This window comes from Terrabacter sp. 05T424 (genome assembly GCF_056396225.1).
Window position 1 is genome coordinate 73,802 of the sequence record NZ_JBFTLB010000002.1, and the last position, 26,729, is coordinate 100,530.

The following is a 26,729-nucleotide window of genomic DNA, read 5'->3' on the forward strand; positions in this document are numbered from 1 at the left end:
GGCTCACTCCCTCGCGCCGCGGAGCACGGAGTTGCCCATGAACGTCGCCCCGGCGCTGACGAGGTCAGGCTCGACGGTCTCGACGGTCTCTGCGGTCTCGACGGTATCGGGCGCCGGGGTCTCGGGCAGCTCGAGCCGGCCGCTCTGGCCGTAGAACTCCACCGGGTTGCGCCAGAGCACGCGGTCGACGTCGTCGGCGCTGTAGCCCGCGTCGAGCATCGCCTCGGCGACGCGCACAGTCTTGAGGGGATCGCTGTTGCCCCAGTCGGCGGCGGAGTTGACGATCATCCGCTCGAGCCCGTAGCGCCGCAGGATCTCGACCATGCGGTGCTCGTCCATCTTCGTGTCGGGGTAGACGGAGAAGCCCATCCAGCAGCCGGACTCGGCGACGACACCGACCGTCATCTCGTTGAGGTGGTCGACGAGGACGGCGCCCCGGGCCAGCCCCGACTCGCGCACGACGTCGAGGGTGCGCCGTGTGCCGGCGAGCTTGTCGCGGTGCGGCGTGTGCACGAGGGCGGGCAGCTCGTGGTCGACGGCTAGCGCGAGCTGGGCGGCGAAGACGTCGTCCTCCTCGGCCGTCATCGAGTCGTAGCCGAGCTCGCCGACGGCGACGACCCGGTCCTTCGCGAGGTAGCGCGGCAAGACCTCGAGCACCTCGCGGCAACCGGCGTCGTTGGCCTCCTTGGGGTTGAGGCCGATCGTCGCGTGGTGGGCGATGCCGTACTGCGAGGCTCGGAACGGCTCCCAGCCGAGCAGCGCGTCGAAGTAGTCGCAGAACGAGCCGACGTTGGTGCGCGGCTGCCCGAGCCAGAACGAGGGTTCGACCACGGCACGCACGCCGCCGGCATACATGCGCGTGTAGTCGTCCGTCGTACGGGACGTCATGTGGATGTGGGGGTCGAAGATGCGCACGGGATGCTCCTCAGTCAGGGTGGTGGGGATCGGGGATGTCGGGCTCGGTCGGCTCGGAGCGGTCGGCCATCGAGAGGACGACGTACGCCTCCGGGGGAACCGCGCGTCCGGCCGCCTCGCGCTCGGCGGCGTAGTCGCGCACCATCCGGGCGAGCTCCGCGTCGGAGCGGTCGGCGAGGCCGGCGACCCGGTCGACCGGGATGCCGGTGAAGAGCACCTTGAGCACCGCCTGCCGCCACGCGTCATCGTCGAGGTGGGCTGCGGCATACGCCGTGAGGGCGGCGGCGACGAGACGGGTGTCGTTGGTGCGCAAGGCATCCCGAACGATCGGGAGCGCCGCGTCGCCGATGCGGTTCATCCGTCCTTCTGCGTCCAGCGCGGGCAGCGCGAGCAGCACCGCGCGCCTCTCGGCCGCATCACCCTGCTCGTACAGCCGACGCACGAGACCGACGACGTGTGCCGTCTCGCCGGGGACCGCGAGCAGCAGCGCCTCCCGGGCCGCGTCGCCGTCAGCACCCTCCCTGACCGCTGTCCGTGCCGCGGCGGGGAAGTGCCGCTCGATGGAGCCGGGGTCGCGGGCGACCTCGGCGAGCATGGCGTCGATCGTCTTGACCTGGTTCGTGGTCGGGCTCATCGGCCCACCTCCTGGGGTCTTCGCGTCTTGGACTCCTCCGCGCGCCGCTCAGCGGCTCTGAGGAACTCGAGGCTCGCGGCTGCGAGCGCGGGCGCTGCGTGCGAGTGGCGGGGCAGCTCGACGGCCACGAGCCCGTCGAACCGGAGGGCCGCGAGCGCCGCGAGGACGGGCGGGAAGTCGACCTCGCCCTCGCCGAACGGCAGGTGTTCGTGCACCCCGCGACGCATGTCGTCGATCTGGACGTTCGCGACGAGGTCGCCCGCGGCGAGCACGCAGGCGTCGGGGTCCAGGTCCTCGGTGCACCGCAGGTGGCCGACGTCGATCGTCACGCGCAGCCGCTCCGGGTCGCCGAGGCGGCTGCGCAGCTCGACCACGTCGGCGATGCGCTCGACGAACATGCCGGGTTCGGGCTCGAGGGCGAGGTCGACGCCGTGGGTCTCGGCCAGCGGCAGGAGTCGCGTCACGCCGTCCTCGACCCGGGACCACAGCTCGTCCGGGGTCGACCCCTCGGGAGCGATGCCGCTCCAGAACGAGACGGCCGGCGACCCGATCTCACTGGCGACGCGAATCGCTCTCTCCAACAGGTTGATTCGACGTCCACTGCCTTCGTTGGAGACCAGCGTCGGCTCGTGCTTCCGTCGGGGGTCGAGCACGTAGCGGGCACCGGTCTCGACGACGACGCCGAGACCGTGCCGCGCGAGGAGATCGCCGACCCGGCGGGTGCGCGCGGGCAGGTCCGGCGCGAGGGGGTCGAGGTGGGCGTGGTCCAGGGTGAGCGCCACTCCGTCGTAGCCGAGGTCGGCCAGCACCGCCAGGGCGTCGGGGAGCCGGTGGTCGGTGAAGCCGTTGAGGCCGTAGCCGAAGCGCAGGCTCATGTCGCCGACACCCGCCTCATCGCGAGCCGGCCGAGGGGCACCGACGCCGCGAGCGCCAGCGCGGCCAGCGGGCGGCCGCGGCCGGCGACCAGCGAGCCCTGCAGCGGCACGAACCCTCGGATGCCGTGACCGGTGGCTCGTCGGACTGTCGCGGCGTCGGGCGACCGGACGGCATCGAGCTGGGCTCGCAGGACGTCACGCGCGTACCAGGCGGCCATCGCCGTCGAGAGCGCCAGCGAGCCGGCGGACCGCAGCCGGGTCTTGGGTGCGGTCGGTGCTCGACCGGCCGCCGCCGTGAGCCCCGCCGCTGCCGGGCCCAGGACCGCGCTGGCGGCGGCGACCGCCGCCGTGCCGATCGCTGCCGTGCCGATCGCCACGGCCCGCGCGGTGGAGGCCGAGCCACCGTGCACCTCGCCCCGGCTCAGCGCGGTGACTCCAGCCGTGTGTGCGCCGACGATGGCCGCGGGCGCGAGAGCCCGGCGGATCCCCACGAGCCCGCCGGCACTGGCGCCCAGGGCGACATCGAGGGCGCGGGTCGAGGCCATAGTGGCCACGCCGACCGGTCCGTCCTTGGGGCCGAGGTCGTAGGCCCAGACCGCGGCTGCGAGCAGTCCCGCCACGGCCGCTCCCGCCCGGCCCGCCGCCAGGCCGGCCACGGCGACCCCGCCGACCGTCAGGCCGGCGGCCACGCCGAGGGCTGCACCGGCCGGCACCCGCCCGGAGGGGATCGGTCGCTCGGGGCGCTCAGTGGCGTCGAGGTCGCGGTCCGCCCAGTCGTTGAGCGCCATGCCCGCCCAGTAGAGGCACGTCGACGCGACCGGCAGCAGGGCGGTGCGGGCGCCGCCCGGCCACCCCGAGGCCGCGGCGCCGGCGAGCGTGTCGCCGGGCACGGTGAGTGCGGCYGGCGCCCGCACCAGCTCGACCAGGTCGCGAAGGCGGGTCACGACGCGGTCGCCCACTCCGTCAGCACTCGGTGCTGCTCGAAGAGCCGGTGCTCGCGCGAGTCGACGGGGTCCTTGAAGAAGAACCCCAGCGCCGTGAGCGGGCCGACCTCTCCCCGCCTCAGGGCGAGGTCGGCGAGCCGAGCAAGGTCGATGACGAGCGGCGCGGCAAGGCTCGAGTCGCACCCCTGCCACGTGAACTGCATCGACATGCGCGTGCCGAGGAACCCCGAGAACGTGAGGTGGTCCCACGCCGTCTTCCAGTCGCCGAGGTCGGCGATGTTGTCGATGTGGACCGGGCCGTCGACCGGGTGGCCGAGCATCTCCTCGAGGCCGCGCGCCTTGCTGCGCGCCTTGCTCTCCATCGCGTCGGGGTCGGCCAAAGTCGCACCGTCGCCACCACCGAGCAGGTTGGTGCCGGCCCACGAGCGGACCCGCAGCGAGCGCGCCGCGAACATCGGGGCGAGCACCGACTTCACGAGGGTCTCGCCCGTCTTGCCGTCGCTGCCGCCCCACGGCACACCGCGCTGTTGGGCGAGCTCGGCGAGGGCAGGCAGGCGTGCGCCCGTCGACGGGGTGAAGTCGACGAAGGCAGCGCCGGCCGTGAAAGCGGCTGCGGCATACACGGAGCTGGGCGGCAGTGGTGCCTCGCCGGCGGCCCAGGCGGACTCGAGTGCCTCGAGCGAGGCGTGCGCCGGTTTTTCGGCAGCAACCGGCTCGGTGGAGCTGACGTTGACGACGACGACCCGGCTCAGCGACTCGGCTTCGGCGAAGGTACGGATGTCGGCGGCGAGCCGGTCGACGGCCTCGCGCTGGGTCTCGGCGCCCACGCGGTGCCCGATGCGCACGCGGGCGCAGTCGCGCTCGAGCTGGTCGGCGGCGAGGGTGAGCGCGGCGTGGGGAACGACGCCGGCGTCGGCGAGCTGCGCGGCCCGCTTGACGAGCGGCACCTCCGAGACGTCGTGGCCCCCGATGACGATGCGGTCGAGCGGCACGAGGCCCGCGTCGACGAGCTCGGGCTGCTCGGTGACGAGCCCGTCGGGCGCTGCGCCTCCGGCCGTGATGAGGGCCAGGCCCGTCGCGACCGTGGTTGCGACGGAGCCGCGCGCCCCGACCAGCCAGAGTCCGGTTCGGTCGTCGGTCATTTTCGCTCTCCTTCGAGCTGGTTCCGGGGTAAGGCTTCGGGGTCCGGTGGCCCGGCGGCGGGAGATGGGTCCTCCCGCCGCCGGGTCATCGGGTGTGCGGTCAGCGCAGCGAGGCGATGACTGCGTTGGCGTCGCGCTGCAGGGCGGCCGAGGCCGCCGCGTCGCGGACGTTGGAGCCGGCCTTCGCTGCTGCGACGAAGCCCTCGAGCTGCGAGACGGCCGCGTTGGTGCGGCTACCCGCGATGTGCTTCTCGGCCTGCTGGAGCCGCTTCTCGAGCTCCTTCCCGCCGGCCGGGGTGACGAGACCCTCGCTGGACAGTCGCTCCGTCAGTGCCGTCAGCGTGCCGAGCGAGGTCGTCGTGGTGAACGTCCTCGTCGTCGTCGTGGCGAGACCGGCCTTGTCGGTCGCCTTGACGACGAGCGTGTGGCTGCCGAGCGGGAGCCGCCAGAGGGCAAGCGGCTTGTCCGCCGCGACGGCCGTGCCGTCGACGGTGGCCGTCACTGTGTCGATGCCGCTCGTGGCGTCGGTCGCCGTCCAGGTGAGGTCACCTGAGTTGCCGACCGAGGCGCCCTCGGCCACGCCGGAGACCGCGACGGCCGGGGCCGTCTTGTCGAGCTTGACCGTCAGCGAGCCGACCTGGGAGACGTTGCCGCCGTTGTCGGTCGCGCGGTAGAGCACGGTGGTCGTGCCCTCGGTCGAGATCGTCAGTGCGGTGTTGGCGTTGACCCACGTGGTCCCGCCGTCCGTGGAGCGCTGACGCGAGGCGACGGTGCCGTTGTCGGTCGCGGTGTGACCGTCACGGTGACGTTGCTCGTGTACCACCCGTTCGCCCCGTTCGGGGTGGCCGGGCTCAGCGTCGCCGCCACCGCCGGGGGCGTGACGTCGGCGACGCCGTTGCCCACGAACGTGAGGGAGTCGAGCACGACCCCACCGGAAGAGGTGACGTAGAGCTTGCCGGTGCCGGTGGGCTTCGACGACAGGGTCGCTGCCGCATCGGTCCAGCCGGAGCCGTTCACCGCGATGGTGCCGAAGGGAGCCGCGGTCGGCGAGTCCCAACGCAGGGAGAGGGTGCCGGTGCCGGTGGCGCGGGCGCTGACGCCCGTGACGCCGACGAGGTTCGCCGGGTCCCAGGCCAGCCAGTCACCGGCGTCGAACGAGGTGACCTTGCGCAGTCCGCTCGCCGTCGTGTCGGCCGTGATCTCCACACCCTGCGACGCGTCGGCCCACTCGGCCTCCTGCTTCTTGGGGTTGAGGATCAGCTGCTCGGTGGTGGTCGCACCGGGCAGTCCATTGGCACCGTTGTCGGTGTAGGTGATGACGACGACGCCGAAGATGTTCTCGGTCTCGCCGTGCTGGGTCGCGTCGGCCGGGGTCGGGATCGCGAACTGGCAGCCCGTGCCCTGGCTCAGCGGGTGGGCGTGCGCGTCATGGCCCAGACCGAAGGTCCAGCTCACGCGGGAGCACGCCGTGGCGGTGCCGTCCTCGGGGTCCGAGGTCTTGACGTCGAACGGCACGGCCTGGCCCCAGTCGAAGAAGCCACCGTTGGGCGGGGTCGCGATGGTGATGGTCGGGGCGACGTTGCCGACGCTGATCGACGTGCTCGTCAGGCCGCGACGGCCCTCCGGGTCGGTGACGCGCAGACGCGCCGTGTACTTGCCGAGCTCGGTGTAGGTGAAGCTCGCCGTGACACCGGTCGCGTCGAACGTGCCGTCACCGTTGAAGTCCCACTCGTAGGTGAGGGCCCCGCCTTCGGGGTCGACCGAGCCGGACGCGTCGAAGGCGACCGTCAGCGGCGCGGTGCTGCTGCTCGCCGGGGTGGCCTTGATGCTGGCCTGCGGTGCCTTGTTCCCGGGCGAGTAGTCGATGCGGTAGAGGCCTGCGTCGGGGTTCTGCCGGAAGAAGCCGTCGCCGTAGTCGAGGACGTAGAGCGAGCCGTCCGGCCCGAACTCGATGTCGATCGGGCTGTCGGTGATCGGCTGGCCGTTCGTCTCGAGGTCCTTGTTGGGCAGGAAGTGTTGGATGTGGTCGACGGGTCCGTTGGGCCACTGCACGTCGAAGACGGCGAGGTAGTCCTGCGAGAACTCGGCGAAGAACGCCTTCTTGTCCCAGTAGGCCGGGAACTTCGTCGTCGACGGGTTGGCGGCGTCGTAGTGGTAGACGGGGCCACCCATCGGTCCCTGCCCGCCCTGCGGGTCGAAGTCGGTCAGCTCGGGCCACGGCTGGTGGGTGTTGTTGTCGCCGTAGTAGAGCGTCGGGGCGGTCGCAGGCGGCACCTGGGCCAGACCGGTGTTCCAGGTCGAGTTGTTCTGTGCACCGGCGTTGCAGTCGAACCACGGGCCGGGCGTCGCCGTCGCGAAGTTCCACTCGTTGTAGTTGGCGTTCGGGCCGTGGCAGTACGGCCAGCCGCCGTTGATCGGCCGGTTGATCGCCGTCGTCTGCCACTCGACGTAGCCCATCGGGCCACGCGCTGCGTCCGGGGCGCCGGCGTCGGGGCCGTAGTCGCCCCACGAGACGGAGTTCGTCACGGGGTCGACATCCATGCGGAACGGGTTGCGCACGCCCATGACGAAGATCTCGGGGCGGGTCTTGGCCGTGCCTGGCGCGAAGAGGTTGCCGGCCGGGATCGTGTAGGACCCGTCGGCCTCCGGGTGGATGCGCAGGATCTTGCCGCGCAGGTCGTTGGTGTTGCCGGCGCCGCGACGCGAGTCGAAGCCCGGGTTGAAGCCGGGCGCGTTGTTGTTCGGCGCGAAGCCGTTGGCACCCGGTGCGCTCGCCGGCGTGTTGTCACCGGTCGACAGGTAGAGGTTGCCGTCGGCGTCGAAGTCGACGTCACCCGCGACGTGGCAGCACTGGCCGCGCTGAGTCTCCACCTTGAGGATCGCCTGCTCGGTCGACAGGTCGAGCTTGTCGGTGGCGTCGTCCCACTTGAACCGGCTGAGCTGGTTGTAGCCCTTCCACTGGTCCCAGTACGAGGCGTCAGCCCCGGCGGGAAGGCTGTTCGGCGCGGAGCCGGTCGGGGTCGACGCGATGTAGGGCGCCGTCATCGTCTTGGGTGCGTAGTAGAGGTAGACCCACTTGTTCGTCTGGAAGTCGGGGTCGAGGGTGACGGTCTGGAGGCCGTCCTCGGAGTTGTTGTAGACGGGCAGCGTGTTGACGACCTTGGTGACGCCCGAGTCGGGGTCGACGAGGCGGACGTCGCCGTTGCGGGCCGTGGTGAGCACACGACGGTCGGGCAGCACCGCCATGTCGATCGGTTCACCGGTGTCCTTGGTGAGCGTGATCTTCTCGTAGTTCGACCAGTCGAGGGCGGGCTCGGTGCCGTGGTCGACGCCGTCGTGGGCCGAGGCCGGGAGGGTGGCCACGGCGCCGAGCGCCGTGCAGGTGAGGACGGCTGCCGCAGTTGTGGCAACCAGCCTCCTCACCCTGGATCGGGAAGTAGCATTCATCGGTACGTCCTTCTTGACAGAGACGGGCGAAGCCGGGACCCGGAGAGCGCGCCGCTGCAACGGCATCAGCGCTCCCGGGTCCCGGTGTTTCCGGGTATGCCGGCCGCCGGTGGTCGGCGGTCGACGTGCGTTCAGGGGTGGCGGGTCAGCCGCGCAGGGCAGCCATCCCGTCGTAGCTGACCTTCGAGAGCTCCATCGACTGGTTCGGAGCGGTGGTCGCGTTGCCCGGGGCGGTGTCCATCTCCCACATCGGGTTGTGCGAGCCCTTGGCGCCGACGCGACGCAGGAACGTCGAGTAGTCGATGTCGCCCTGCCCAAAGGGCGCCATGACGTAGCCGTTGGCCTGCGTCGTGTCGATCTTCCCGTCCTTGGCGTGGAAGAGCGGGAAGCGCTTCGTCTGGGCGGCGACCACGGCGGCCGGGTCGAAGATCGACGTCACGACCGAGCCGTCCGGGGCGGTGTACGTCGTGTGCTTGTACTGCGCGACGTGGGCCCAGTAGATGTCCATCTCGAGGTAGACGTGCTTCGGGTCGGTGTTGGCGAGGAAGTGCTCGAGACGCCGAACCCCTGACGACCGGGTCGGTCGGCCGGTCGCGTCGAGCGGCCCGCTGTCGAGCAGGAAGCTGTAGGCGACGTCGTGGTTGTGCGTGTAGAGCTTGAGCCCGTGGCGAGAGGCCCGCTCGCCGTAGAAGTCCCACCGTGCCGCGGCGGCCTCCCAGTCGGCGAGGTAGGCGCTGCTCGTGGGGTCGCTGCCGGTGCCGATGTGGCCCATGCCGAGGATGTTGGCGATCTCGCAGGCCGTGTCGAACGCCGTGATGTTGGCGTCGGTGATGGTCGACGGGACGGAGCCGTGGTTGCCCTCGGCCTGCAGGCCGAGCTCGTCGAGCCACGAGCGGAGCAGGGTGGCGCCCTCGACGTTGTTGAGGTTGGCACCGCCCTCCGCGTTGGCGTTCTGGGTGAGGCCGGCGAACTCGATCTGGCGGTAGCCGATCGAGGAGAGCTCGGTCAGGACCTCCTTGAAACCGGAGGCGTAGGGCGAGGTCAGCGGGTTGCGGCTGACAGCGTCGCGCACGGTGTAGAGGATGATGCCGCGGCGGGGTGCCGGGATGAGGACGCCGTTGGCGCCGGGTGCGGCCTGGGCTGCGGCGGCACCCGTCACGGCGACGGCGGCCGCCATGCCGGTCGTGGCCGCGAAGAACTGGCGACGGTTGAGACCGAGCTTGGTGACGAGCTTGAGCGGGTTGACGTCGTTGTCGTGCATGTGAGCGTGCTCCTTCAGGGGGTGACAGAGACGGATCGAGCGGGTATAGCTGAATCTCCTTGTCTGACAGACGGAGTGGGTGGATTCCTCTACCCGCTCAGGACGGTGCCGGGGCTGAGACGCGGGCCACGTCGACCGGGGTCCAGGACCCCGACCGCTCCGCGCTCGCCTCGACGGCCGACAGGATCCGCTGCACCTGGAGCCCGTCGGAGAAGGAAGGACGAGGGTCGGCGCCCTCGGCGATGGCGGTCAGCAGGTCGACCGCCTGGTGGGTGAAGCCGTGCTCGTAGCCGAGCACGTGGCCGGGCGGCCACCAGGCCGCGACGTAGGGGTGGCTCGCCTCGGTGACGAGCACCCGGGTGAAGCCGGCGTCGCGGGCGGGGGCGTTGCCGTCGAAGACGTGCAGGACGTTCATGTCCTCGAAGTCGAAGGCCAGCGATCCATCGGTTCCGTTGACCTCCAAGCGGATCGCGTTCTTGCGGCCGTTGGCGAAGCGGGTCGCCTCGAAGGTCGCCAAGGCACCTCCGCTGAGGCGTGAGACGAGCACCGCGGCGTCGTCCACAGTGACGGGGCCGGTCGTCGCGGCGCCGTTCGAGGCCGCCGTCGCGCCGATGCCTCCGGTGCCGATCGTCGTGGGGTCGGCCACGGGCCGCTCGCGCACGAAGGTCTCGGTGAGCGCGGAGACGCCGGTCAGCGTCTCGCCCGTGACGAACTGGGCGAGGTCGACGATGTGCGCGCCGATGTCGCCGAGCGCACCCGAGCCGGCACGCTCCTTCTGGAGCCGCCAGGTGAGCGGGGACTGGGCGTCGACGAGCCAGTCCTGCAGGTACGCACCCCGGACGTGGAGGATGCGGCCGAGCCTTCCCTCCGCGACGAGCTGGCGCGCGTACGCGATGGCGGGGACCCGGCGATAGGTGAAGCCGACCATCGAGCGGATCCCCCGCTCACGGGCCGCCTCGGCGGCCCGGACCATGGCCTCGGCCTCGTCGACGGAGTTGGCGAGCGGCTTCTCGCAGAGCACGTGCTTGCCGGCCTCGAGCGCCGCGACGGCGATCTCGGCGTGCGTGTCGCCCGGGGTGCAGATGTCGATGATGTCGATGTCGTCGCGCTCGAGCAGGCGCCGCCAGTCGGTCTCGACCCCGGCCCAGCCGAAGCGGTCCGCCGTGTCGCGGGCTGCGGCCTCGTTGCGCCCCGCCACGGCGACGAGCTGCGGCGTGGCCGGCGCGTCGAAGTAGCTGCGCACGTTGCGCCAGGCCTGGGAGTGGGCGCGGCCCATGAAGGCGTAGCCGATCATCCCGACCCCGAGGGTGGGCTTGTTGGGTGTGGTCATGACGTCCTCACATCCGACGTGGGGGTGTGCTGCGTTCGGGTCGTCTGCGTCGTGCCGGGTCCGGGCGCCCACGCCGAGGCGTGTTCCGGCGTGGGCGCCGTCCCGTCAGGACTCGAAGCCGAGCGGCAGGTACTGGTCGACGTTCGCCTTGTTCACGACCGGCGCGTTGAGCACGATGCGCCGCGGGACCTCGACCTGGACGAGGTCGCTGATGCCCTTGCCCTGCGCGACCAGTCGCGCGAGCTTGATGCCGTCGGCCGCCTGGGTGGGCGGGTAGAGGACGGTCGCCTCCATCTTGCCCTCCTTGATCCAGCGCATCGCGTTGGCCGAGCCGGCTCCGCCGATGAAGGCCATCTCGTGGCGGTTCGCCTGGTCGAGCGCGGCCATGACGCCGACACCCTGGTCGTCGTCGTGGTTCCAGAGGATGTCGATCTTCTTCGCGGCCTGGAGCAGGTTGGACGCCTGGCGGTTGCCCGACTCGACGGTGAACTCGGCGGCCACGCGGTTGTCGACGGTCTGGCCGCAGGCCTTGAGCGCGTCGGCGAAGCCCTTGCTGCGGTCCTGCGTGAGGGGCAGCGCGTCGATGCCGGCGATCTCCGCGATGACGGGGTTGCTCAGGCTCTTGTCCTTGACGAGCTTGCAGGCGTAGGTGCCGGCCGACACGCCCATGCCGTAGTTGTCGCCGAGGATCGTCGCGCGAGCGGCGAACGGGCTGGAGAACTCGCGGTCGACGTTGATGACGGGGATGCCGGCGTTCATGGCCTTGGTGGCGACCTCGGTCAGGGCGGCGCCGTCGGTCGGCAGCAGCACGATCGCGTCGACCTTGTCGTTGATGAAGGTTTCGATCTGGCTGATCTGCAGGCTGGCGTCGTTGGTGCCCTCGGCCGCCTTGAGCTCGACGTCGGAGTGCTTCTTCGCCTCGGCGAGCGCCGAGTTGTTGATGGCGGCGAGCCAGCCGTGGTCGGCCGCGGGGCCCGAGAAGCCGATGACGACCTTCTTGCCCGCGGCGTCGTTGTCGCTCGCGGCGTTGCCCCCTGCCGTCTGGGTCGATGCCGCCGGGGTCGTGACCGGGTCGTTGCTCGTGCACCCCGCGGCGACGAGCGCCGTGCTGAGGGTGATCGCCAGGACGGCGACGCGCTTGGTCGAACGGGAGAGTGTTGCGGACACGCTGACTCCTATGTGAGCGAAGAGGGGCGGTGCTGCCGGTGAGTGCTGCTGGTGAGTGCTGCTGGTGGGTGCTGCTGTGCTGGTGGTGCTGTGGTGCTGTTCGGTGGTGCGGTCGGTGCTACGTCGACCTCGTGCGCGAGACCCGCTGCTGGAGCAGCACGGCGGCGACGATGATCGCCCCCTTCGCGACGGCCTGCGTCGAGGTGTCGAGGTTGTTGAGGGTGAAGACGTTGCTCAGCGTCGTGAAGATGAGGACGCCGAGAACGGTGCCGACGACGGTGCCGCGGCCGCCGGACAGGAGCGTGCCGCCGATGACGACCGCTGCGATGGCGTCGAGCTCCCAGAGCTGGCCGTGGGTCGAGGTGCCGGTCGTCGTGCGGGCCATGATCATGACGGCGGCGATGCCACAGGCGACGCCGACGAGGATGTAGAGGTACATCGTCTGGCGCTGGACGCGGATGCCGGCGAGGCGGGCCGCCTCGGGGTTGCCGCCGATCGCGAGGGTGCGCCGTCCGAAGGTCGTGCGGTTGAGCAGCACCCAACCGAGCACTGCCACGACGGCGAACACGATGACGAGGACCGGCACGCCGAGCACGCTGCCACCGAAGAAGTCGATGAAGCCGCGGTCCTTGACGATCTGCGTGCGGCGCTTGGCGATGAGCTCGGCGAGGCCACGCGCGGCGGCGAGCATGGCGAGGGTGACGATGAACGGCGCGATGCGGCCGTACGCGACGAGCACCCCGTTGACGAGGCCGCAGCCCGCACCGACGGCGACGGCCGCGATGACCATGACGATCCAGTGGTACTGCTCGGCCATCGCCTGGGTCGCGACGGTCGTGGCCCAGACCGACGACAGCGCAGCGATCGCGCCGACGGACAGGTCGATGCCGCCGCCCGAGATGACGAAGGTCATGCCGACGCTGACGACGCCGATCGTCGCGCCGAGGCGCAGGATCGTCAGGGCGTTGTCGGGGCTCGCGAACCGGTCGCCGGCAGTGATGATGCCGACGACGACGAGCAGCACCAGGGCCACGACGAGTCCGGCGCTGCGGCCGGCCGGTCCACTGAGGAAGCCGGCGAGGCCGCCCTGCCGGTTCGCTGCCCGGGAAGCCGCTCCCCCGACCGGTGGACCGCTCGTCGCGGCGGCCGACCGCGGCTCGGCGGGCTCGACGGGCTCGACGGGCTCTGCGGCCTGGTCGGCCTTCGTGACGTCGGCGCTCATGCCGCGTCTCCCTTCAGGATGATGTCGAGGACGGCGTGCTCGTCGAGCTCGTCGGCCGGGCCCTCGTGGCGGACGGTGCGGTCGGCGAGGACGAGCACCCGGTTGGCGAGCCCGAGCACCTCGGGGATCTCGCTGGAGACGACGACGACGGCGACGCCCTCGTCGGTGAGGCGGCGGATGAGGCCGTAGATCTCGGAGCGTGCCCCGACGTCGACGCCGCGCGTCGGCTCGTCGAGGAGCAGCACCCGGCAGCCGCGGAGCAGCCAACGAGCGAGGACGACCTTCTGCTGGTTGCCGCCCGAGAGCGTGCGCGACTCGCGGTGCACCCCGCGCGGGCGCACATCGAGCGACTCGAGCAGCTTCTCGGCTTCCTCGACCTCGGCCGACCCGTCGAGCAGGCCGCCTCGGGAGAAGCGCGGCAGGGTCGCCAGGGTGATGTTCGCGGCGAGCGAGGCACCGAGCACGAGGGCCTGGCTCTTGCGCTCCTCGGGGCAGAGCCCGATGCCGGCGGCCACCGCAGCGGCCACCGAACCCGCCCGCACGGCCTTCCCGCCGACCCGGACGGTGCCGCCGGTGGCCTTGCGGGCGCCGAAGATGGTCTCGACGATCTCGGAGCGCCCCGACCCGACGAGCCCGGCGAGCCCGACGACCTCGCCCGGTCTCACGTTGAACGACACCGCGGCGAACTCCCCTGCGCGCGTGAGCCCCTCGACCCGCAGCACCGGCTCGGCGTCGACGTCGAACTCGGGCTTGGGCGGGAAGACGTACTCGATCGAACGGCCGGTCATGAGCCGGATCAGCTCCTGCGTCGGCGTCGTCTTGGCATCGAGGCCGGTCGCGACCGTGCGGCCGTCCTTGAGCACCGTGACACGGTCGCCGATCTCACGGATCTCCTCGAGCCGGTGCGAGATGTAGACGACGGCCACGCCCTGGGCGGTGACCTCGGCGATGACGCGGAAGAGCTGGTCGACCTCGCCGGCGTCGAGCACGGCCGACGGCTCGTCCATGACGATGAGCCGCGCGTCGCGTGAGAGGGCGCGGGCCATGCTGACGATCTGGCAGGCAGCCGCCGAGAGGGTGCCGACCTCGGCGGCGGGCGAGATCTCCGGGTGCCCGAGCCGGGCGAGGAGCGCGGCGGCCTCGCGGCGGGCGGCGGTGCGCTGGGAGAAGCCGAACCTCGTCGGCTCGTGTCCGAGGAAGATGTTCTCGGCGACGGTGAGTCCCTCGACGAGGTCGAGCTCCTGGTACATCGTGGCGACGCCGAGGTCCATGGCCGCCTGCGGGTGGTGGAGGGTGACCTCGTCACCGAGCCACTCGAGGGTGCCCTCGTCGGACTGGTGGACGCCGGCGAGCACCTTGATGAGGGTGCTCTTGCCGGCGCCGTTCTGGCCGAGCAGGCAGTGCACCTCGCCGGGCAGGACATCGAGGTCAACGCCCCCGAGCGCCACGACCCCGGGAAAACGTTTGACCACGTTGGTCATTCGCAGCAGTGGTGCGTCGGCTCCATCTCGCCGTCGAGATTCCATGCGTCACACCGTGACCCACTTTTGTCGGCGCGTCAAGCAAAAGTTTTCGATCCGGACACGCAAAGTCGAGAAGGTGGCATACGTAAGTTGCTTGTGCTTGACTTCGTGGATGCGTTCCGAGCCAGCGTCGTCGACGTATGCCGTGACAGGCGCCGTCAGTGGCGCAGGCGAGCTGCTGCAGCTGCTCCGAGACGAGACGCCACGCACGCGCGCCGAGCTCGCCAAGCTCACCGGCCTCGCCCGGTCGACCGTCGGCGCACGCGTCGACGCCCTCCTGGCCACCGGACTGCTCGCGCCGATCGGCGAGGCCGCCAGCACCGGTGGGCGCCCGCCGGTGCGCTTCGCCTTCAATCCCGAAGCCCGGGTCGTCGTGGGTGCCGACATCGGCGCGACGCACGGCCGAATCGCCCTGACCGACCTCAGCGGCCGGCCGATCTGCGAGATCGGCGAGCCGCTCGACATCACCGACGGGCCGGCCGTCGTGCTCGACTGGCTCGTCGCGACCACCCACCGCCTGCTCGAGCAGGCCGGCCGACTCCCCCGCGAGCTCATCGGCATCGGCATCGGGGTCCCCGGCCCGGTCGAGCACTCGAGCGGCCGCCCGATGCGTCCGCCGATCATGCCCGGCTGGGATGGCTACGACGTGCCGGCCCACGTGCGACGGGACTTCGACGTTCCGGTGCTCGTCGACAACGACGTCAACATCATGGCCCTGGGCGAGCACGCCATGGCGCACCCGCACGTCGAGCACCTGCTCTTCGTCAAGGTCGCGACGGGCATCGGCGCCGGCATCATCAGCGGTGGACGGCTGCACCGGGGGGCTGTCGGCGCCGCCGGCGACCTCGGCCACGTCGCCGCCCCGCACGCGCCCGACGTGCTCTGCTCCTGCGGCAACGTCGGCTGCCTAGAGGCGGTGGCGAGCGGCCCGGCAATCTCCAAGGCCCTCAAGGAGATCGACATCGTCGCCGAGTCCAACCGCGACATCGTCGACCTCGTGCGCGCAGGCAACATCCCGGCGGCTCTCGCCGTGCGGCAGGCCGGCCGCACCATCGGCGAGGTGCTCGCGACGTGCGTGAGCCTGCTCAACCCGCAGGTCATCGTCATCGGCGGCTCTCTCGTGCAGGCCGGCGAGAGCCTCATCGCCGGGGTGCGCGAGGTCGTCTACGGCCGGTCTCTCCCGCTCGCGACCGGGGTCCTGCAGATCGTGCCAGCCACCACGGGCGTCCAGGCCGGCGTCATCGGGGCCGCCACGATGGTCATCCAGCATGCCCTCACGGCCGACCGCGTCGACCTCGCGATCGCCCACTCCGCGTCCTGAGCCTTTGGCTCGCTTCGGTCGCGTGTCCGGCGCTCCGTTGCGTCCCGCCTTCCCTCCTCGGCTGGCTCGCTGCGCTCGCTTCGCTCGTCAGTCCAGGCGCGACGCGCGCCGGACCCAGCGCTCGTCAGTCCAGGCGGGACGCGCGCCGGGCCTGTGTCTAGCGGGCTCTGCACCACAATGGGCCCATGACCGAACACCGGCCCGTCGACACCTGGCTCACCGACATGGACGGCGTCCTCGTCCACGAGGAGGACGCGATCCCGGGCGCCTCGGACTTCCTCGAGGCGCTGAAGGGCTCCGGCAAGCGCTTCCTCGTGCTGACCAACAACTCCATCTTCACGCCCCGCGACCTGCGGGCGCGCCTGCTGGCCAGCGGGATCGACGTGCCGGAGGAGGCGATCTGGACCTCCGCCCTCGCGACCGCGCAGTTCCTCGCCGACCAGCGACCGGGCGGCACGGCATACGTCGTCGGCGAGGCCGGCATCCTCACGGCGATGCACGACGTCGGCTACGTCATGACCGACCGCAACCCCGACTACGTCGTGCTGGGCGAGACCCGCACCTACTCGTTCGAGGCCATCACGCGCGCGATCCGCTTGATCGACAACGGTGCCCGCTTCATCGCGACCAACCCCGACCCGAGCGGGCCGAGCCCGGCGGGCCTGCTGCCGGCGACGGGTTCCGTGGCCGCCCTCATCAGCACCGCGACGGGCCGCCAGCCCTACTACATCGGCAAGCCCAATCCGCTCATGATGCGCAGCGCCCTCAACCGGCTCGACGCGCACTCCGAGACGACGATCATGGTCGGCGACCGCATGGACACCGACATCATCTCCGGCCTCGAGGCCGGGCTGCGCAGCGTCCTCGTGCTCACCGGCTCGACGTCACGCGAGCAGATCGAGCACTTCCCCTACCGGCCCACCCGGGTCGTGGACTCCGTCGCGGATCTCGTCCACTTCGTCGGCCACGAGCCCACGGGGGCCGAGAGCGCCGAAAGCGCCTGACGGCATACGCGGGCGTATGCCGTCAGGCGCGTTTCGTGAGTCGGCTCAGGGCAGGTAGTACGTCGGGTTGGGCAGCTTGACCGCACGGTCGGCACTGCCGCCGATGAGGTCGCTGAACTGGTCACCGAGGTTCGCGACGACGTCGTAGCCGAGGTCCCGCTCGATGTGCGTGCGCGTGGTCGACTTGTACTCGATCGTCGTGCACGTCGGGTAGGCCTTGCAGTGACCCTGCATGTAGGCCGGCGGGGTCTCGGAGCTCTTCCACTTGGTGAAGTAGAGGTCGTTCGTGAACTGCGGGTAGCCCTGCTCGTGGAGGTTCGCGATCGTCGCGGCCTTCTGGCCGGTGTTGCGACCCGTGAGGCCGATGACCGTGCAGCCGGAGTCGGCGACCGCCTTGACGAGAGAAGGCATCCCGGGCGTCGCCGGGAAGAGCTTGTTCTGCACCCAGAAGTCCTGGCGGGTCGGGTTGAAGACGAACTTCATGTCGCCGACCTCCATGTCGTAGGTCCACAACGTGGTGTCGTCGGCGTCGAAGACGACGGCCGGCTTGGTGCCCTTGCGGACGCCCTGGCGGCACTCGCTCTCGAGGCGCTGGGTGTTGCGCTGCTCGAGCGCGGCGAGCTCGGAGATGTAGGGCGAGCTCGTCTTGTTCGCGATGCCGGTGCCGGGGTCGCCGTAGTAGGTGGCGATCGTCTTCTTCACCGAGTCGATGTTGGGGATGCCCTCGCCGCTCTCGGTGCGCCCGCTCGAGCCGTCGGCCTCCATCGTGAACTCCGTGCGCGGAGCGAGCCGAGGCTCTTCGACGCCGGGGAGGTTCGGCGACGGCAGGTAGTAGGTCGGGTTGGGCAGCTTGACGGCGGCGTCAGCGAACCCGCCCTGCAGGTCGCTCCACTGGTCGCCGACGTTGAGCACGATGTCGTAGCCGAGGTCCTGCTCGATGTGCTTGCGCGTGCCGGCCTTGTACTCGACCGTCGTGCACTTGGCCGTGGCACACGTGATGTAGGCGGGCGGCGTCGAGCCGGCCCACTTGGTGAAGTACGTGTCGGGGGTGAAGGCGTTGTAGCCGACGTCCTTGAGGTTGCCGATCGTCGCGTCCTTCTGGGCGGCGCCGCGGCCGGTGAGACCGAAGACGGTGAAGCCCATCGCCTGCGCGTCGTTGACGAGGGAGACCATCGACGGCGTCGCGGGGAAGAGCTTGTTCTGCACCCAGTAGTCCTGACGGGTGGGGTCGAAGACGAACTTCATGTCGCCGACCTCCATGTCGTAGGTCCACAGCGTCGTGTCGTCGGCGTCGAAGACGAGGGCCGGCTTCTTGCCGTGTGCGACCGCGGCCTCGTACTTCGCGTGCAGGCCCGCGCGGATGCGGCCGGTGAGGCGCTGCATCTCGGAGATGTAGGGCGAGGCCGTGCGGTTGGCGAGACCTGTGCCGGGGTCGCCGTAGTAGGCCGCGATCGTCTTCTTGACCGAGTCGATGTTGGGGATGCCGGCACCCCCCTCGGTGGCGCCGCTCGAGCCGTCGGGCGCCATGACGAACTCGGTGCGCGGGGTCAGGGTCTGGTCGTGACGGCCGCCGGAGTCTCCGTGGGCCAGGGCCGGGGCAGCGCTGCCGACGACGAGCGAGCCGACGATCGAGCCGGCTGCTGCGAGGGCCAGGCCCGCGATTCGGGGGGTGGGACGCCTCATGGGTCACCTCTGGGTGTTTCGGGTGCGGGGTGGGCCGCTCGACCGTAGTGCGGGGACCCACCCCGTGGGGGTTTGGGGCAGAGCCGGTCTCCCATTCCCATGCAACTGGCATGGTCTTCACAGATTTCGTTCAGGAAGCCCGTCGGAAAGTGGGCACTCGACGGGGACGTCGGTGTCCCGGGCCGTCGAGTGCTCAGTTGTCAGCCGCGGTGGAACAGGCGCGCCCACCACGAGGGGCGGGTCTGGAGGGTCGCTGCGGCTGCCGCGTCACGCTCGGCGCGGGCGCGCCGCTGCTCCGCCTCACGCTCCTCCCGGAGCGGACGCCAGCGCTCGACCATCTCGTCGACGTCGAGCGTCTTCGCCAGCAGCGGCGGGAGGTTGCCGACCGCGGGGCGCAGGCGGTCGGCGAGCACGCGCTTGTTGTAGTCCTCGACGATCTCGCGCACCTGCGCCTCGGTACGCACGTCGACGAGCGACTCGGGGTAGCCGGCGGCCTCCTTGCGCAGCGCGAGCGCCCCGGGCAGCGCGCCGCCGAGGTCGAGCTTCTCGCGCCGGGCGAACCGCTTGACCCACCAGTCCGGGTCGTCCGAGTCGCTGAGGTCGAGCGGCTTGCCGGCGCCCGGCAGGTTGTCGAAGTCGCCACGCTCCTGCGCCTCGCGGATCTGCTTCTCCACGGCGCTCTCCCAGTACGGCTGGCCGGCCATGCACCCACGCTAACCGAGGCGGCACACCGAGTACGCGTGCGCACGGGCTACGGCGTGAGCCACACGCTCGATCTCGGCCCGGTCGACGCACCGGGCGCCGACCGGTATGGCGCCGCCCTGGCACTCCTCGGCATCGCGCCGACCGACCTTCTCGACCTCCTATGAACCGCGCGGACGCCTAGGCCTCGACGTCCGCGTCGTCGGGCGTCTCCCCCGTCGCACCGTCGCGCAGCTCGCGCCACAGGTCGAGGTGGCCGGCGTGCCGGGCGTACTCCTGGAGGAGGTGGAGCAGCACCCACTGCAGCTGGGGCGCGGACCCCGGGTCGGTGAAGCGCCCCCCGACAGCGGCGTGGTCGGTCAGCTCGTGGGCCTCGGCGACCCTGCGGGTCTCGGCTCCCGCAAGCCGCAGGCGTGCCGCCAGCTGCGGCCCGCCCAGATCGGGAGACACCCAGCCGGCATCGGGCTCGGGCCCGGCGGCGTCGCGCCACGGGTCGGGCACGGCGCGGGCCTCGAAGCCCCAGACCATCCAGCGACGCTCGACGTCCGCGAGGTGGTTCAGCAGGCCGGCCGCGGTCCAGCCCGACGGCGCCACGCTGGCCTGGAGGGCGCCGGCGTCGAGGGCCGTGACCTTGGCGACGACCACGGAGCGGAAGTAGTCGAGGTAGTCGAGCAGGAGGCCGCGGAGGTCAGCCGTGCTCGCGGGCTCGGGAAACGGTTTCGAGGACATCGCGGCATCATCGTCGACCCGACCGCCGGCCGCCTAGGGATGGGAGCGTCGGCGCGCCTGGACGACGGCGATGACGATGCACACGACGAGGCCGGTGAACAGCAGCACCGGCGCGGCCAACATCCCGAGCAGCACCACACCGTCGGCGGGCGGAGGCGTGCAGCCGAAACCGATGCCCTCGCAGCGCCCGTCCGGGTTCGTCGTCGGCAGCGAGTAGTGAAGTGCCACCACGAGCAACAGGGGCAGGCCCCACAGCAGACCCAGCGCGACGGCATACGGTCGGACAGGGTGCTGGATCATGGGGCCACCCTCGGCCCCGTCACCTGCGAGCGGCAACGGCACGCGTACTCAGCGCGTGTCACAGCTCCTTGCGGAAGTGCACGTCGGACGCGTCCGCGGTGGGCACGCCCTCCCACCGGAGAGTCTCGGAGACACGCACGGTCAGCTCCTTCACGGCCGGCGTGACGACGGTCGCGGCGGCGTTGACGACGTCGAGCTCGTCGGAGAGTCGCTGGTCGAGCTCGGCGTCGGCCTCGCCGACCACCGACCGGTACGCGTCGGGCTGGGTCTCGGTGATGACGGGCGATCCTGCCACGGGGACGGCACGCCTCAGAGCCGCGCGATGACCTCGTCGAGCATCGCCTCTGTGAGCTTCCCGGTGAACGTGTTCTGCTGGCTCACGTGGTAGCTGCCGACGAGGCGCACGGGCCGCCCCGCCCCGGTCACGAGCAGCACGTCGGCCCCGTGACCGAACCGGGGCTTGGGCACCGGCACCGCCCAGCCGCGCCGGCGTGCAGCGCCGAGAGCGGCATCCCACGCGATGGACCCGAGCGCCAGCATGGAGCGCAGGTGCGGCTCCGACAGCTCCAGGTCGCGGTCGAGCCAGGGCGCGCAGGTCGCCTTCTCCTCGGTCGTCGGCTTGTTCGCCGGTGGGGCGCACCGGACCGTGGCGACGATGCGCAGGCCGGTCAGCGTGAGCCCGTCGCCCGACGACACCGACGTCGGCTGGCTCGCGTAGCCGGCGCGGTGCAGGGCGGCATACAGCCAGTCGCCCGAGCGGTCTCCGGTGAACATCCGCCCGGTCCGGTTGGTGCCGTTGGCCGCCGGCGCCAGCCCGACGACGAGCACCTCCGCCCCGGGGTCGCCGAACGACGGGCCCGGGCGACCCCAGTAGGGCTGGTCGGCGAACGAGGCCCGCCGGCCGCTGACGGCGACGGACTCGCGCCACTCCACCAGGCGCGGGCAGGCGCGGCACACACTGATGCGCGCATCGAGCTCGCGTATGCCGTCTGCCTGGGCGGCGAGGCGCAGCACCTGCGCCGGGGTGGTGGCCACAGGCGTGTCCGAGGTCGCCGGGTCACCGGGCCAGCCGGTGCCCGGGGGCACGGGTGAGCGGAAGAGCCCACCCGTGACCGGGTGCTGGGCTGGGTCGGGCAGGCCCGCGGCACTCATGCGCCCACGGTAGGCCTGCCGCCCGGCCGATGACGGGGTGCGACGCCCGTTGCCGTCAGGGCTTGGTCTTGATCGGCGTGCCGGCGGGGTCGAGCACCCACCACACGCCCTTGACGGCCTGGCCACTGACGTCGCCGGCCTTGGCGTCCTTGAACCAGTAGTAGAGCGGCCACCCGTCGAGGGTGAGCTGCTTCTTGCCGTCAGGGGTGTCGATCGAGGCGACCTTGCCCGTGACGCCGGTGAGGGTGGGAGCCGAGGCGCCCATCATGGCCTTCGGCCAGGCGACGAGGCACTGGCCCTCGCAGGCGCTCTTCGTGCCGCCCTTGGTGTCCTTGTCGAACATGTACAGGGTCATGCCCGCGCTGTCGGTGACGATCGTGCCCAGCGACGAGCTGGCTGTCTTGAGCTCCGTCACGTCGGGGTGGACCACTGGGGCTGGCGCGCTGGACGACGCTGACGAGGACGACAAGGCCGCTGCCGGAGACGAGGCGGCCGGGGTCGTGGTGTTGGGTGTCGACGAGCCGCAGGCCGCCGAGAGAAGAAGGACCGTGCCGGCGAGGGCCGCGGTGCTGAGGGATCGGGCTCGCATCATGTCTACCTCCTCGAAGGGGACGCCGGACGTGACGTCCGAACGCAAAAACGCCTGTTCTCGTGAGACGGTTCACATGGAGGCCGCGTGAACGGTTCACGGTGTCCGGACGTCCTTGGATGAGTCAGGCCACAGGACCCCGTGAGCGCTGCGAGAGGAGGTGGGGTGACGTGCCGCTCGACGAAGACGCCGTGGCGGAGATCTACCGCGAGCACGGCCCCATGCTTCGCCGCGTCGTCTGGCGGGCGACGAGCGACGCGAACCGGGTCGAGGACATCGTGCAGGAGGTCATCCTCCGGGTGTGGAAGCAGGCGCCCGAGGCCGACAACCTGCGCGCCTACCTCATCACCACCGCGCGGCACCTCATCGTCGACCAGCACCGCGCCGCCGGCCGCCGTCCGCAAGAGGCCACCCTCACCGAGATCGCCGAGCGCGACTCGGCCCTCGACCAGGCGCTCGACCAGGTGCTCGTCGAGGAGGCCCTCGGCCGGCTGCAGGACAACCACCGCGACGTCGTACGGTGCCTCTACTACCAGCGGCTGTCCGTGGCGGAGGCGTCCGTGCGGCTCGGGGTGCCCGAGGGCACCGTCAAGTCCCGGGCCTACTACGCCGTACGCAACCTGCGCGTCATCCTCGACGAGATGGGAGTGACGAGATGACCACCGGATCGGACGACCTGCACGTGCTGCTCGGCGCGTACGTGCTCGGTGGCCTGTCCGACGACGACCACCGCGCCTACAGCGAGCACCTGCGCACGTGCACCCAGTGCCAGGCCGAGCTCGGTCAGGTCTCCGGCCTGCCCCGGCTGCTCGACCTCGCGGGGCCCGAAGGTGGTCTGCATCTCGTCAAGGTCCCGCCCGGAGCCCCGATCCCGCTCATGAAGGAGCCCGACGACGAGCGGGTGTCGATCCTGCTCACCGAGGTCGGCAAGCGCCGACGCCGGCGTCGCACCCTCGCCTCGGTGCTGGGCGCGGCCGCCGCGGTCGCCCTCTTCGCCGGCGGCACCTGGCTCGGCCCTTCGCTGCTGCAGGCCAGCACGCCTGAACCGCCGACGACCCACGTCACCGCCTCCGCGCCGGGCAGCGCGGCCTCGGTCGACGTCGCCCTCGTCACCCGAGGCTGGGGCACCCAGCTCGACCTCGAGTGCTCGGGCCTGCCCACCGACAGCCCCCTGACGCTGTGGGTCGTCGACAACTACGGCAAGGAGTACGCCGCCGCCTCGTGGCGCGCGGGAGGCTCGGGCTACACGAAGCTCACCGGTTCGACGTCGGTGCCCACCTACGAGATCAAGTCCGTCGAGGTGCGCACCAGCATGGGGAAGGTGGTGGCAGCTGCCCGCACCTGACGCCGTCGCGCGGGCACGCTTGAGGGCCCGGCTCGCGACTGATCAGGTCTGCGACTCCGGGCCCTGAGTGGCGGTTAACGTACCTCAACGGGCCAGCCGCCCAAGCGATTCGGGTTGGTGCGGGGCCTATCCCCCCGGCCCCGCACCCATCCCCTGACACTCAGAGAGACGGGCGCCCGGGTTGATACACCCGCAATGCCCCAATCCGGTCAGAGCGACGCGGGCAGGGTGGTTCTGGGTGGTGTCACGGTGACCGTGCGGCCGTCGAAGGTGACCTCGCTGAGCCACATCGTGCGCCCCGGCACCTCGGAGCCGATCGCGGCCGGATCCCAGGCGTGGTAGACCATCAGCACCCGGCCGTCCTTCTCGACGAGGGCGCAGTGGCCCGGCCCCGCGGCGACGTCGGTGCTGGTGAGCACCGGCTCCGAGTCCTTGGTGAACGGCCCGGTCGGCGACGTCGCTGTCGCGTGCCCCACGGCGTACTTGTCGCTGCCGTAGTCGTTGGCCGAGTAGAAGAGGTGGAAGACGCCGTCACGCTCCCAGACGAAGGGCGCCTCGACGAGGTTGCCCTCCCACGGGAGGTCCTGTCGGATCAGGCGTTTCGGCTCGCCCTCGAGCTTCAGCCCGTCGGCCGAGAGGCGCTGGACCGAGATCCACGTGTCCTTGCCGACGGCGTTGCCGTCGTTCTTCCAGTAGAGGTATGCCGTGCCGTCCTTCGCGACGAAGGGTGACGCGTCGATCGACCCACCCTGGTCCTTCTCACAGACGAGAGGCCCGGGGCTTGTGTCGCGGTAGGGACCCTTGGGGTCATCGGCGACCGCGACGCCGACGCACTGGATCGCCGGGTCGGGCGCCATGGTCGTGTAGTACATGACCCAGCGGTCGCCGAACCGGTGGGCCTCGGGCGCCCACACCTTGCCCTTCGTCGTCCACGTCGGCAGCTGGGGCAGGGCATCGGCACCCTGTGTCCACGTGACGAGGTTGTCGGAGACGAGGGTCTGGACGTTCATCCCGTTGCCGTTCGTGGCGATCGCGACCCAGCCGTCGCCGTCGGGGAGGATCTGCGGGTCGGGAAAGTTGCTCGGCCAGACCGGGTTGGTCGCCGATGCGGCTGCGGTCGTCACTGTGCCTCCGGGAGTGGTGGGTTCGGGCGCGCCGCTCCCGCAGCCGGCGAGAGGTCCGATGGTGAGGAGTGCGAGGACGGCGGCAGTCAGGGCGGGACGGGTGCGGCTCATCCTGCCGCCGGGTCGACCGGCCAGGTGGATGCGTAGAAGCGCAGGTGGTCGACGTGGGCGGTGACGGCGGGCGAGGCGCCGCCGTGAGCCACCAGCCCGATGCGCGGGTCGGTGCCGGCGCGGAAGGTCCAGGTCGCACCCCACGTCCAGTGCACGCCGTCGCGGCTCGTTCCGGCTCGGTAGAGATGCTCGCCGGCGGCATTGCGGTGGTGGGCGAGCCGCAGCCACAGGGTCGGGGCTGACGTGCCGACGATGGCGCCGCCGTAGCTCGTGGGGCCGTCGGGGTTCGCCGGGTCGGCGGCGGTCTCGCGGCCGAACTCGGTCTGGCGGGTGTTCCAGATGGCGACGTTCGAGAGGCGGGCGAAGTCGTCGTCGTTCTCGTAGGCGACGAGGCCCACCTGCTGGTAGTTGCGCACCGTGTCGACGCCGAGATCGAGGGTGGTCTTGGCCTCCGCGATCCAGTCGCCGTCACCCGGGGTGTCGTGGAGCAGCAGGCCGGCGTCGTTGCCGCCGCCGACGAGGTCCTTGCCCTCGACGGGCCAGTTGAGGCTGCCGTCCGACACGGTGGCAGCGGGGTTGCGCCGCACCCACGTGAAGCCGGAGAGGCTGGGGTCGTCGAACTCCTCGGACTCGAGGAGGGTCCCGGCCTGTGGGACCGGCGCGAGTGCAGGCGCGTCGGCTGCGGCCGGGTTGACCACGACGTTGTCGACGACGGCCCTGCTGCTGCTGAGGCGCACCGGGGCTGCGGCGGGCCTGGCGTCGCCGGTCAGCGTCACCCGCGCCACGACGTCGGCGAGGTCGCTCTCGGTGACCTCGGCGGTCAGTCCGTCGGCCGTGGCCTCGACGGTCAGGGTGCGCCACGCTCCGGCGGGCAGGGGCGGCAGCGTCGTCGTGGACGAGCGGACCGTGCCGTCGCGGTCAACCTGCGCGGTCAGGCGTGATCCCTTGGGGTCGAGCGTGACCTTCACCGAGGGGTCGCGGCCGAGCAGGACCCGAAGCGGTTCGGTGCCGCGGTGGTCGAGTCGGACGTGGAGCGGGCCGGACGAGGCGGAGGCGGTCGTCGAGGCGGTGCCGTGCACGAGCGCCGTGTCACCGCCGACGGGGTCGGCCGGCCCGGCGGACAACCCCTTGAAGCCGCTCGCCGCCGGGTCGGTGGGCGGGATGCCGAGCCCTGACGCGAGGGTGGGCGCCGGCTGCTCGGTGTCGGACGGGCCGGCACCGGCTCGGGTGCGCGGCCAGCCGTCGACCCAGTCCAGGCGGTCGAGGAGCATCGGCCGGCGGTTGATGCCGAACGGCGTCGTCAGCCACGGGTTGGTGCGGTCGATGGCGTGGTAGGCGATGAAGTCGCGCCCCTCGGCGTCCGTCACGACGGCGTGGTGGCCGGCGCCGACGAACCGGTTGCCGTTCTGCGTCAGCACGATCGTGCCGCCGACACGGGACGTCAGCAGCGGTGTGCCCTCGGCGTCGACGAACGGCCCCAGCGGCGAGCGGGAACGACCGGCGAAGACGGAGTAGCCCGTCGTCGGGCCCGCGCAGCAGTTCGCGGCCGAGCCCATGAGGTAGTAGAAGTCGCCGTGCCGCACGACGTAGGAGCCCTCGTAGCGGTTGTCGATCGCGACCTGCGTTGCCGTGCCGACCGGAGCGAGCCCGTCAGCCGACATGCGCGTCGCCCAGAGCCCGCCGAAGTAGCTGCCGTAGTAGAGGTAGCGCTGGCCGTCGACGTCGGTGAAGCCCGCCGGGTCGAAGGTCCACAGGAACCCGCCACCCGGCGCCGGTCGCGGTGGGACGGCCGGTGCGGGCGCCGGGGTCCAGGGGCCCGACGGTGACGGCGCCGTCGCCGCGCCGATCGCCGAGTCGTCACCGGGGTTGAGGGTCGTGTCGGTGACCGTGAAGTAGAGGACGTAACGCCCTGCGACGTAACGGATGTCGGGGGCCCACAGCCCTGCGGTCGGGGTGGCCCAGGCCGGCCGGTTGGCAGCCGTGAACACCGTGCCGAGGTACTCCCAGCTCGACCAGTCCTTGGTGCGCGCCATGTGCATGGCACCCGGAGCGTCCCCGGCCCTCAGCGGGTCGGAGGTCGCATAGGCGTACCACCAGCCGTCGCGTCCTCGGATCACCGACGGGTCGGCGAACGTGTCGGAGAACGAGTCCGACACCGCGTTGGCGTGTGCTGTGTCAGCCGGCCGCGAGACCACGGCGGCGGTCGCTG

The 26,729-nt window shown here is 71.3% G+C and carries 26 protein-coding genes; 5 read left to right on the plus strand and 21 right to left on the minus strand.

The features are described 5' to 3' along the window. Window positions 1-3 precede the first annotated feature (3 nt). From AC1DE0_RS05400 to AC1DE0_RS05455, 12 genes are all read right to left on the minus strand, one after another. Window positions 4-915 carry a TatD family hydrolase gene (locus AC1DE0_RS05400; RefSeq protein ID WP_478097957.1) on the minus strand — a complete coding sequence of 304 codons (912 nt, stop codon included), beginning with the start codon at window positions 913-915 and terminating at the stop codon, window positions 4-6. Between the two features lie 10 nt (window positions 916-925). Beyond that, window positions 926-1,549, minus strand: a complete 624-nt coding sequence (locus AC1DE0_RS05405) for an EboA domain-containing protein (protein WP_478097959.1) — start codon at window positions 1,547-1,549, stop codon at window positions 926-928. After that, entirely contained in the window at window positions 1,546-2,424 is an 879-nt protein-coding gene (locus tag AC1DE0_RS05410; RefSeq protein ID WP_478097961.1) for a sugar phosphate isomerase/epimerase family protein, read from the minus strand. The genes AC1DE0_RS05405 and AC1DE0_RS05410 overlap by 4 nt, the downstream gene beginning before the upstream one ends. Further along, a complete protein-coding gene (locus tag AC1DE0_RS05415; RefSeq protein WP_478097963.1) occupies window positions 2,421-3,368 on the minus strand; it encodes an SCO3242 family prenyltransferase in 948 nt (315 codons plus the stop codon). Before AC1DE0_RS05415 ends, AC1DE0_RS05410 begins: the two co-directional genes overlap by 4 nt. After that, window positions 3,365-4,510 carry an inositol-3-phosphate synthase gene (locus tag AC1DE0_RS05420; protein WP_478097965.1) on the minus strand — a complete coding sequence of 382 codons (1,146 nt, stop codon included), beginning with the start codon at window positions 4,508-4,510 and terminating at the stop codon, window positions 3,365-3,367. The genes AC1DE0_RS05415 and AC1DE0_RS05420 overlap by 4 nt, the downstream gene beginning before the upstream one ends. Window positions 4,511-4,610: 100 nt before the next feature. Continuing rightward, complete coding sequence (locus AC1DE0_RS05425; protein ID WP_478097967.1) at window positions 4,611-5,333, minus strand: FIMAH domain-containing protein; 723 nt, start codon at window positions 5,331-5,333, stop codon at window positions 4,611-4,613. Beyond that, window positions 5,216-7,957: a PQQ-dependent sugar dehydrogenase gene (locus AC1DE0_RS05430; RefSeq protein ID WP_478097969.1), complete on the minus strand. Its 2,742-nt coding sequence runs from the start codon at window positions 7,955-7,957 to the stop codon at window positions 5,216-5,218. Before AC1DE0_RS05430 ends, AC1DE0_RS05425 begins: the two co-directional genes overlap by 118 nt. A 145-nt stretch (window positions 7,958-8,102) precedes the next feature. Further along, window positions 8,103-9,218, minus strand: coding sequence for a sugar phosphate isomerase/epimerase family protein (locus AC1DE0_RS05435; RefSeq protein WP_478097971.1), 1,116 nt, complete (start codon window positions 9,216-9,218; stop codon window positions 8,103-8,105). A gap of 97 nt (window positions 9,219-9,315) precedes the next feature. Beyond that, window positions 9,316-10,548, minus strand: coding sequence for a Gfo/Idh/MocA family protein (locus AC1DE0_RS05440; RefSeq protein WP_478097973.1), 1,233 nt, complete (start codon window positions 10,546-10,548; stop codon window positions 9,316-9,318). 105 nt (window positions 10,549-10,653) lie between these two features. Next, window positions 10,654-11,715 carry a substrate-binding domain-containing protein gene (locus tag AC1DE0_RS05445; RefSeq protein ID WP_478097975.1) on the minus strand — a complete coding sequence of 354 codons (1,062 nt, stop codon included), beginning with the start codon at window positions 11,713-11,715 and terminating at the stop codon, window positions 10,654-10,656. Between the two features lie 118 nt (window positions 11,716-11,833). Continuing rightward, window positions 11,834-12,937, minus strand: a complete 1,104-nt coding sequence (locus AC1DE0_RS05450) for an ABC transporter permease (protein WP_478097977.1) — start codon at window positions 12,935-12,937, stop codon at window positions 11,834-11,836. Continuing rightward, window positions 12,934-14,418 (minus strand): sugar ABC transporter ATP-binding protein, encoded by a 1,485-nt coding sequence (locus AC1DE0_RS05455; RefSeq protein ID WP_478097979.1) that lies wholly within the window; start codon window positions 14,416-14,418, stop codon window positions 12,934-12,936. The genes AC1DE0_RS05450 and AC1DE0_RS05455 overlap by 4 nt, the downstream gene beginning before the upstream one ends. Window positions 14,419-14,572: 154 nt before the next feature. Between AC1DE0_RS05455 and AC1DE0_RS05460 the strand changes: the two genes are divergently transcribed. Both AC1DE0_RS05460 and AC1DE0_RS05465 read left to right on the plus strand, forming a co-directional pair. Further along, window positions 14,573-15,781 (plus strand): ROK family transcriptional regulator, encoded by a 1,209-nt coding sequence (locus AC1DE0_RS05460; protein WP_478097981.1) that lies wholly within the window; start codon window positions 14,573-14,575, stop codon window positions 15,779-15,781. Between the two features lie 185 nt (window positions 15,782-15,966). Continuing rightward, a complete protein-coding gene (locus tag AC1DE0_RS05465) occupies window positions 15,967-16,785 on the plus strand; it encodes an HAD-IIA family hydrolase (protein ID WP_478097983.1) in 819 nt (272 codons plus the stop codon). A gap of 45 nt (window positions 16,786-16,830) precedes the next feature. On the opposite strand, the gene AC1DE0_RS05470 is transcribed toward AC1DE0_RS05465, so the two are convergent. From AC1DE0_RS05470 to AC1DE0_RS05500, 7 genes are all read right to left on the minus strand, one after another. Then, entirely contained in the window at window positions 16,831-18,468 is a 1,638-nt protein-coding gene (locus AC1DE0_RS05470; RefSeq protein WP_478097985.1) for an HAD family acid phosphatase, read from the minus strand. 200 nt (window positions 18,469-18,668) lie between these two features. After that, on the minus strand, window positions 18,669-19,172 hold the full coding sequence (locus AC1DE0_RS05475; RefSeq protein WP_478097987.1) for a DnaJ family domain-containing protein: 504 nt from the start codon (window positions 19,170-19,172) through the stop codon (window positions 18,669-18,671). A 178-nt stretch (window positions 19,173-19,350) separates the two neighbouring features. After that, on the minus strand, window positions 19,351-19,899 hold the full coding sequence (locus AC1DE0_RS05480; protein ID WP_478097989.1) for a mycothiol transferase: 549 nt from the start codon (window positions 19,897-19,899) through the stop codon (window positions 19,351-19,353). Window positions 19,900-19,932: 33 nt separating this feature from the next. Then, complete coding sequence (locus tag AC1DE0_RS05485; RefSeq protein ID WP_478097991.1) at window positions 19,933-20,199, minus strand: hypothetical protein; 267 nt, start codon at window positions 20,197-20,199, stop codon at window positions 19,933-19,935. A gap of 58 nt (window positions 20,200-20,257) precedes the next feature. Then, window positions 20,258-20,494, minus strand: a complete 237-nt coding sequence (locus tag AC1DE0_RS05490; RefSeq protein WP_478097993.1) for a hypothetical protein — start codon at window positions 20,492-20,494, stop codon at window positions 20,258-20,260. A 14-nt stretch (window positions 20,495-20,508) separates the two neighbouring features. After that, window positions 20,509-21,351: a uracil-DNA glycosylase gene (locus tag AC1DE0_RS05495; RefSeq protein WP_478097995.1), complete on the minus strand. Its 843-nt coding sequence runs from the start codon at window positions 21,349-21,351 to the stop codon at window positions 20,509-20,511. Window positions 21,352-21,406: 55 nt separating this feature from the next. After that, window positions 21,407-21,706 carry a COG4315 family predicted lipoprotein gene (locus tag AC1DE0_RS05500; protein ID WP_478097997.1) on the minus strand — a complete coding sequence of 100 codons (300 nt, stop codon included), beginning with the start codon at window positions 21,704-21,706 and terminating at the stop codon, window positions 21,407-21,409. Between AC1DE0_RS05500 and AC1DE0_RS05505 the strand changes: the two genes are divergently transcribed. The 3 genes from AC1DE0_RS05505 to AC1DE0_RS05515 all read left to right on the plus strand — a co-directional run bounded on the left by AC1DE0_RS05505 (window position 21,693) and on the right by AC1DE0_RS05515 (window position 23,285). Next, window positions 21,693-22,031, plus strand: coding sequence for a hypothetical protein (locus AC1DE0_RS05505; RefSeq protein ID WP_478097999.1), 339 nt, complete (start codon window positions 21,693-21,695; stop codon window positions 22,029-22,031). The genes AC1DE0_RS05500 and AC1DE0_RS05505 overlap by 14 nt on opposite strands. A 79-nt stretch (window positions 22,032-22,110) precedes the next feature. Then, window positions 22,111-22,599 (plus strand): sigma-70 family RNA polymerase sigma factor, encoded by a 489-nt coding sequence (locus AC1DE0_RS05510; protein ID WP_386053705.1) that lies wholly within the window; start codon window positions 22,111-22,113, stop codon window positions 22,597-22,599. Beyond that, entirely contained in the window at window positions 22,596-23,285 is a 690-nt protein-coding gene (locus AC1DE0_RS05515) for a zf-HC2 domain-containing protein (RefSeq protein ID WP_478098002.1), read from the plus strand. Before AC1DE0_RS05510 ends, AC1DE0_RS05515 begins: the two co-directional genes overlap by 4 nt. 209 nt (window positions 23,286-23,494) lie before the next feature. Here the strand turns inward: AC1DE0_RS05515 and AC1DE0_RS05520 are convergent, their stop codons facing one another. Together AC1DE0_RS05520 and AC1DE0_RS05525 are read right to left on the minus strand one after the other, a co-directional pair. Beyond that, entirely contained in the window at window positions 23,495-24,520 is a 1,026-nt protein-coding gene (locus AC1DE0_RS05520) for a glycoside hydrolase family 43 protein (RefSeq protein ID WP_478098006.1), read from the minus strand. After that, entirely contained in the window at window positions 24,517-26,676 is a 2,160-nt protein-coding gene (locus AC1DE0_RS05525) for a family 43 glycosylhydrolase (RefSeq protein ID WP_478098008.1), read from the minus strand. Before AC1DE0_RS05525 ends, AC1DE0_RS05520 begins: the two co-directional genes overlap by 4 nt. Window positions 26,677-26,729 lie beyond the last annotated feature (53 nt).

Excerpts from the sequence above, each read along its gene's own strand:
- AC1DE0_RS05405 (WP_478097959.1), bottom strand. The coding sequence starts at position 1,549 with ATGAGCCCGACCACGAACCAGGTCAAGACGATCGACGCCATGCTCGCC.
- AC1DE0_RS05410 (WP_478097961.1), bottom strand. The coding sequence starts at position 2,424 with ATGAGCCTGCGCTTCGGCTACGGCCTCAACGGCTTCACCGACCACCGG.
- AC1DE0_RS05420 (WP_478097965.1), bottom strand. The coding sequence starts at position 4,510 with ATGACCGACGACCGAACCGGACTCTGGCTGGTCGGGGCGCGCGGCTCC.
- AC1DE0_RS05430 (WP_478097969.1), bottom strand. The coding sequence starts at position 7,957 with ATGAATGCTACTTCCCGATCCAGGGTGAGGAGGCTGGTTGCCACAACT.
- AC1DE0_RS05435 (WP_478097971.1), bottom strand. The coding sequence starts at position 9,218 with ATGCACGACAACGACGTCAACCCGCTCAAGCTCGTCACCAAGCTCGGT.
- AC1DE0_RS05440 (WP_478097973.1), bottom strand. The coding sequence starts at position 10,548 with ATGACCACACCCAACAAGCCCACCCTCGGGGTCGGGATGATCGGCTAC.
- AC1DE0_RS05450 (WP_478097977.1), bottom strand. The coding sequence starts at position 12,937 with ATGAGCGCCGACGTCACGAAGGCCGACCAGGCCGCAGAGCCCGTCGAG.
- AC1DE0_RS05455 (WP_478097979.1), bottom strand. The coding sequence starts at position 14,418 with ATGACCAACGTGGTCAAACGTTTTCCCGGGGTCGTGGCGCTCGGGGGC.
- AC1DE0_RS05460 (WP_478097981.1), top strand. The coding sequence starts at position 14,573 with ATGCGTTCCGAGCCAGCGTCGTCGACGTATGCCGTGACAGGCGCCGTC.
- AC1DE0_RS05465 (WP_478097983.1), top strand. The coding sequence starts at position 15,967 with ATGACCGAACACCGGCCCGTCGACACCTGGCTCACCGACATGGACGGC.
- AC1DE0_RS05470 (WP_478097985.1), bottom strand. The coding sequence starts at position 18,468 with ATGAGGCGTCCCACCCCCCGAATCGCGGGCCTGGCCCTCGCAGCAGCC.
- AC1DE0_RS05475 (WP_478097987.1), bottom strand. The coding sequence starts at position 19,172 with ATGGCCGGCCAGCCGTACTGGGAGAGCGCCGTGGAGAAGCAGATCCGC.
- AC1DE0_RS05480 (WP_478097989.1), bottom strand. The coding sequence starts at position 19,899 with ATGTCCTCGAAACCGTTTCCCGAGCCCGCGAGCACGGCTGACCTCCGC.
- AC1DE0_RS05485 (WP_478097991.1), bottom strand. The coding sequence starts at position 20,199 with ATGATCCAGCACCCTGTCCGACCGTATGCCGTCGCGCTGGGTCTGCTG.
- AC1DE0_RS05495 (WP_478097995.1), bottom strand. The coding sequence starts at position 21,351 with ATGAGTGCCGCGGGCCTGCCCGACCCAGCCCAGCACCCGGTCACGGGT.
- AC1DE0_RS05505 (WP_478097999.1), top strand. The coding sequence starts at position 21,693 with ATGTACAGGGTCATGCCCGCGCTGTCGGTGACGATCGTGCCCAGCGAC.
- AC1DE0_RS05500 (WP_478097997.1), bottom strand. The coding sequence starts at position 21,706 with ATGACCCTGTACATGTTCGACAAGGACACCAAGGGCGGCACGAAGAGC.
- AC1DE0_RS05515 (WP_478098002.1), top strand. The coding sequence starts at position 22,596 with ATGACCACCGGATCGGACGACCTGCACGTGCTGCTCGGCGCGTACGTG.
- AC1DE0_RS05520 (WP_478098006.1), bottom strand. The coding sequence starts at position 24,520 with ATGAGCCGCACCCGTCCCGCCCTGACTGCCGCCGTCCTCGCACTCCTC.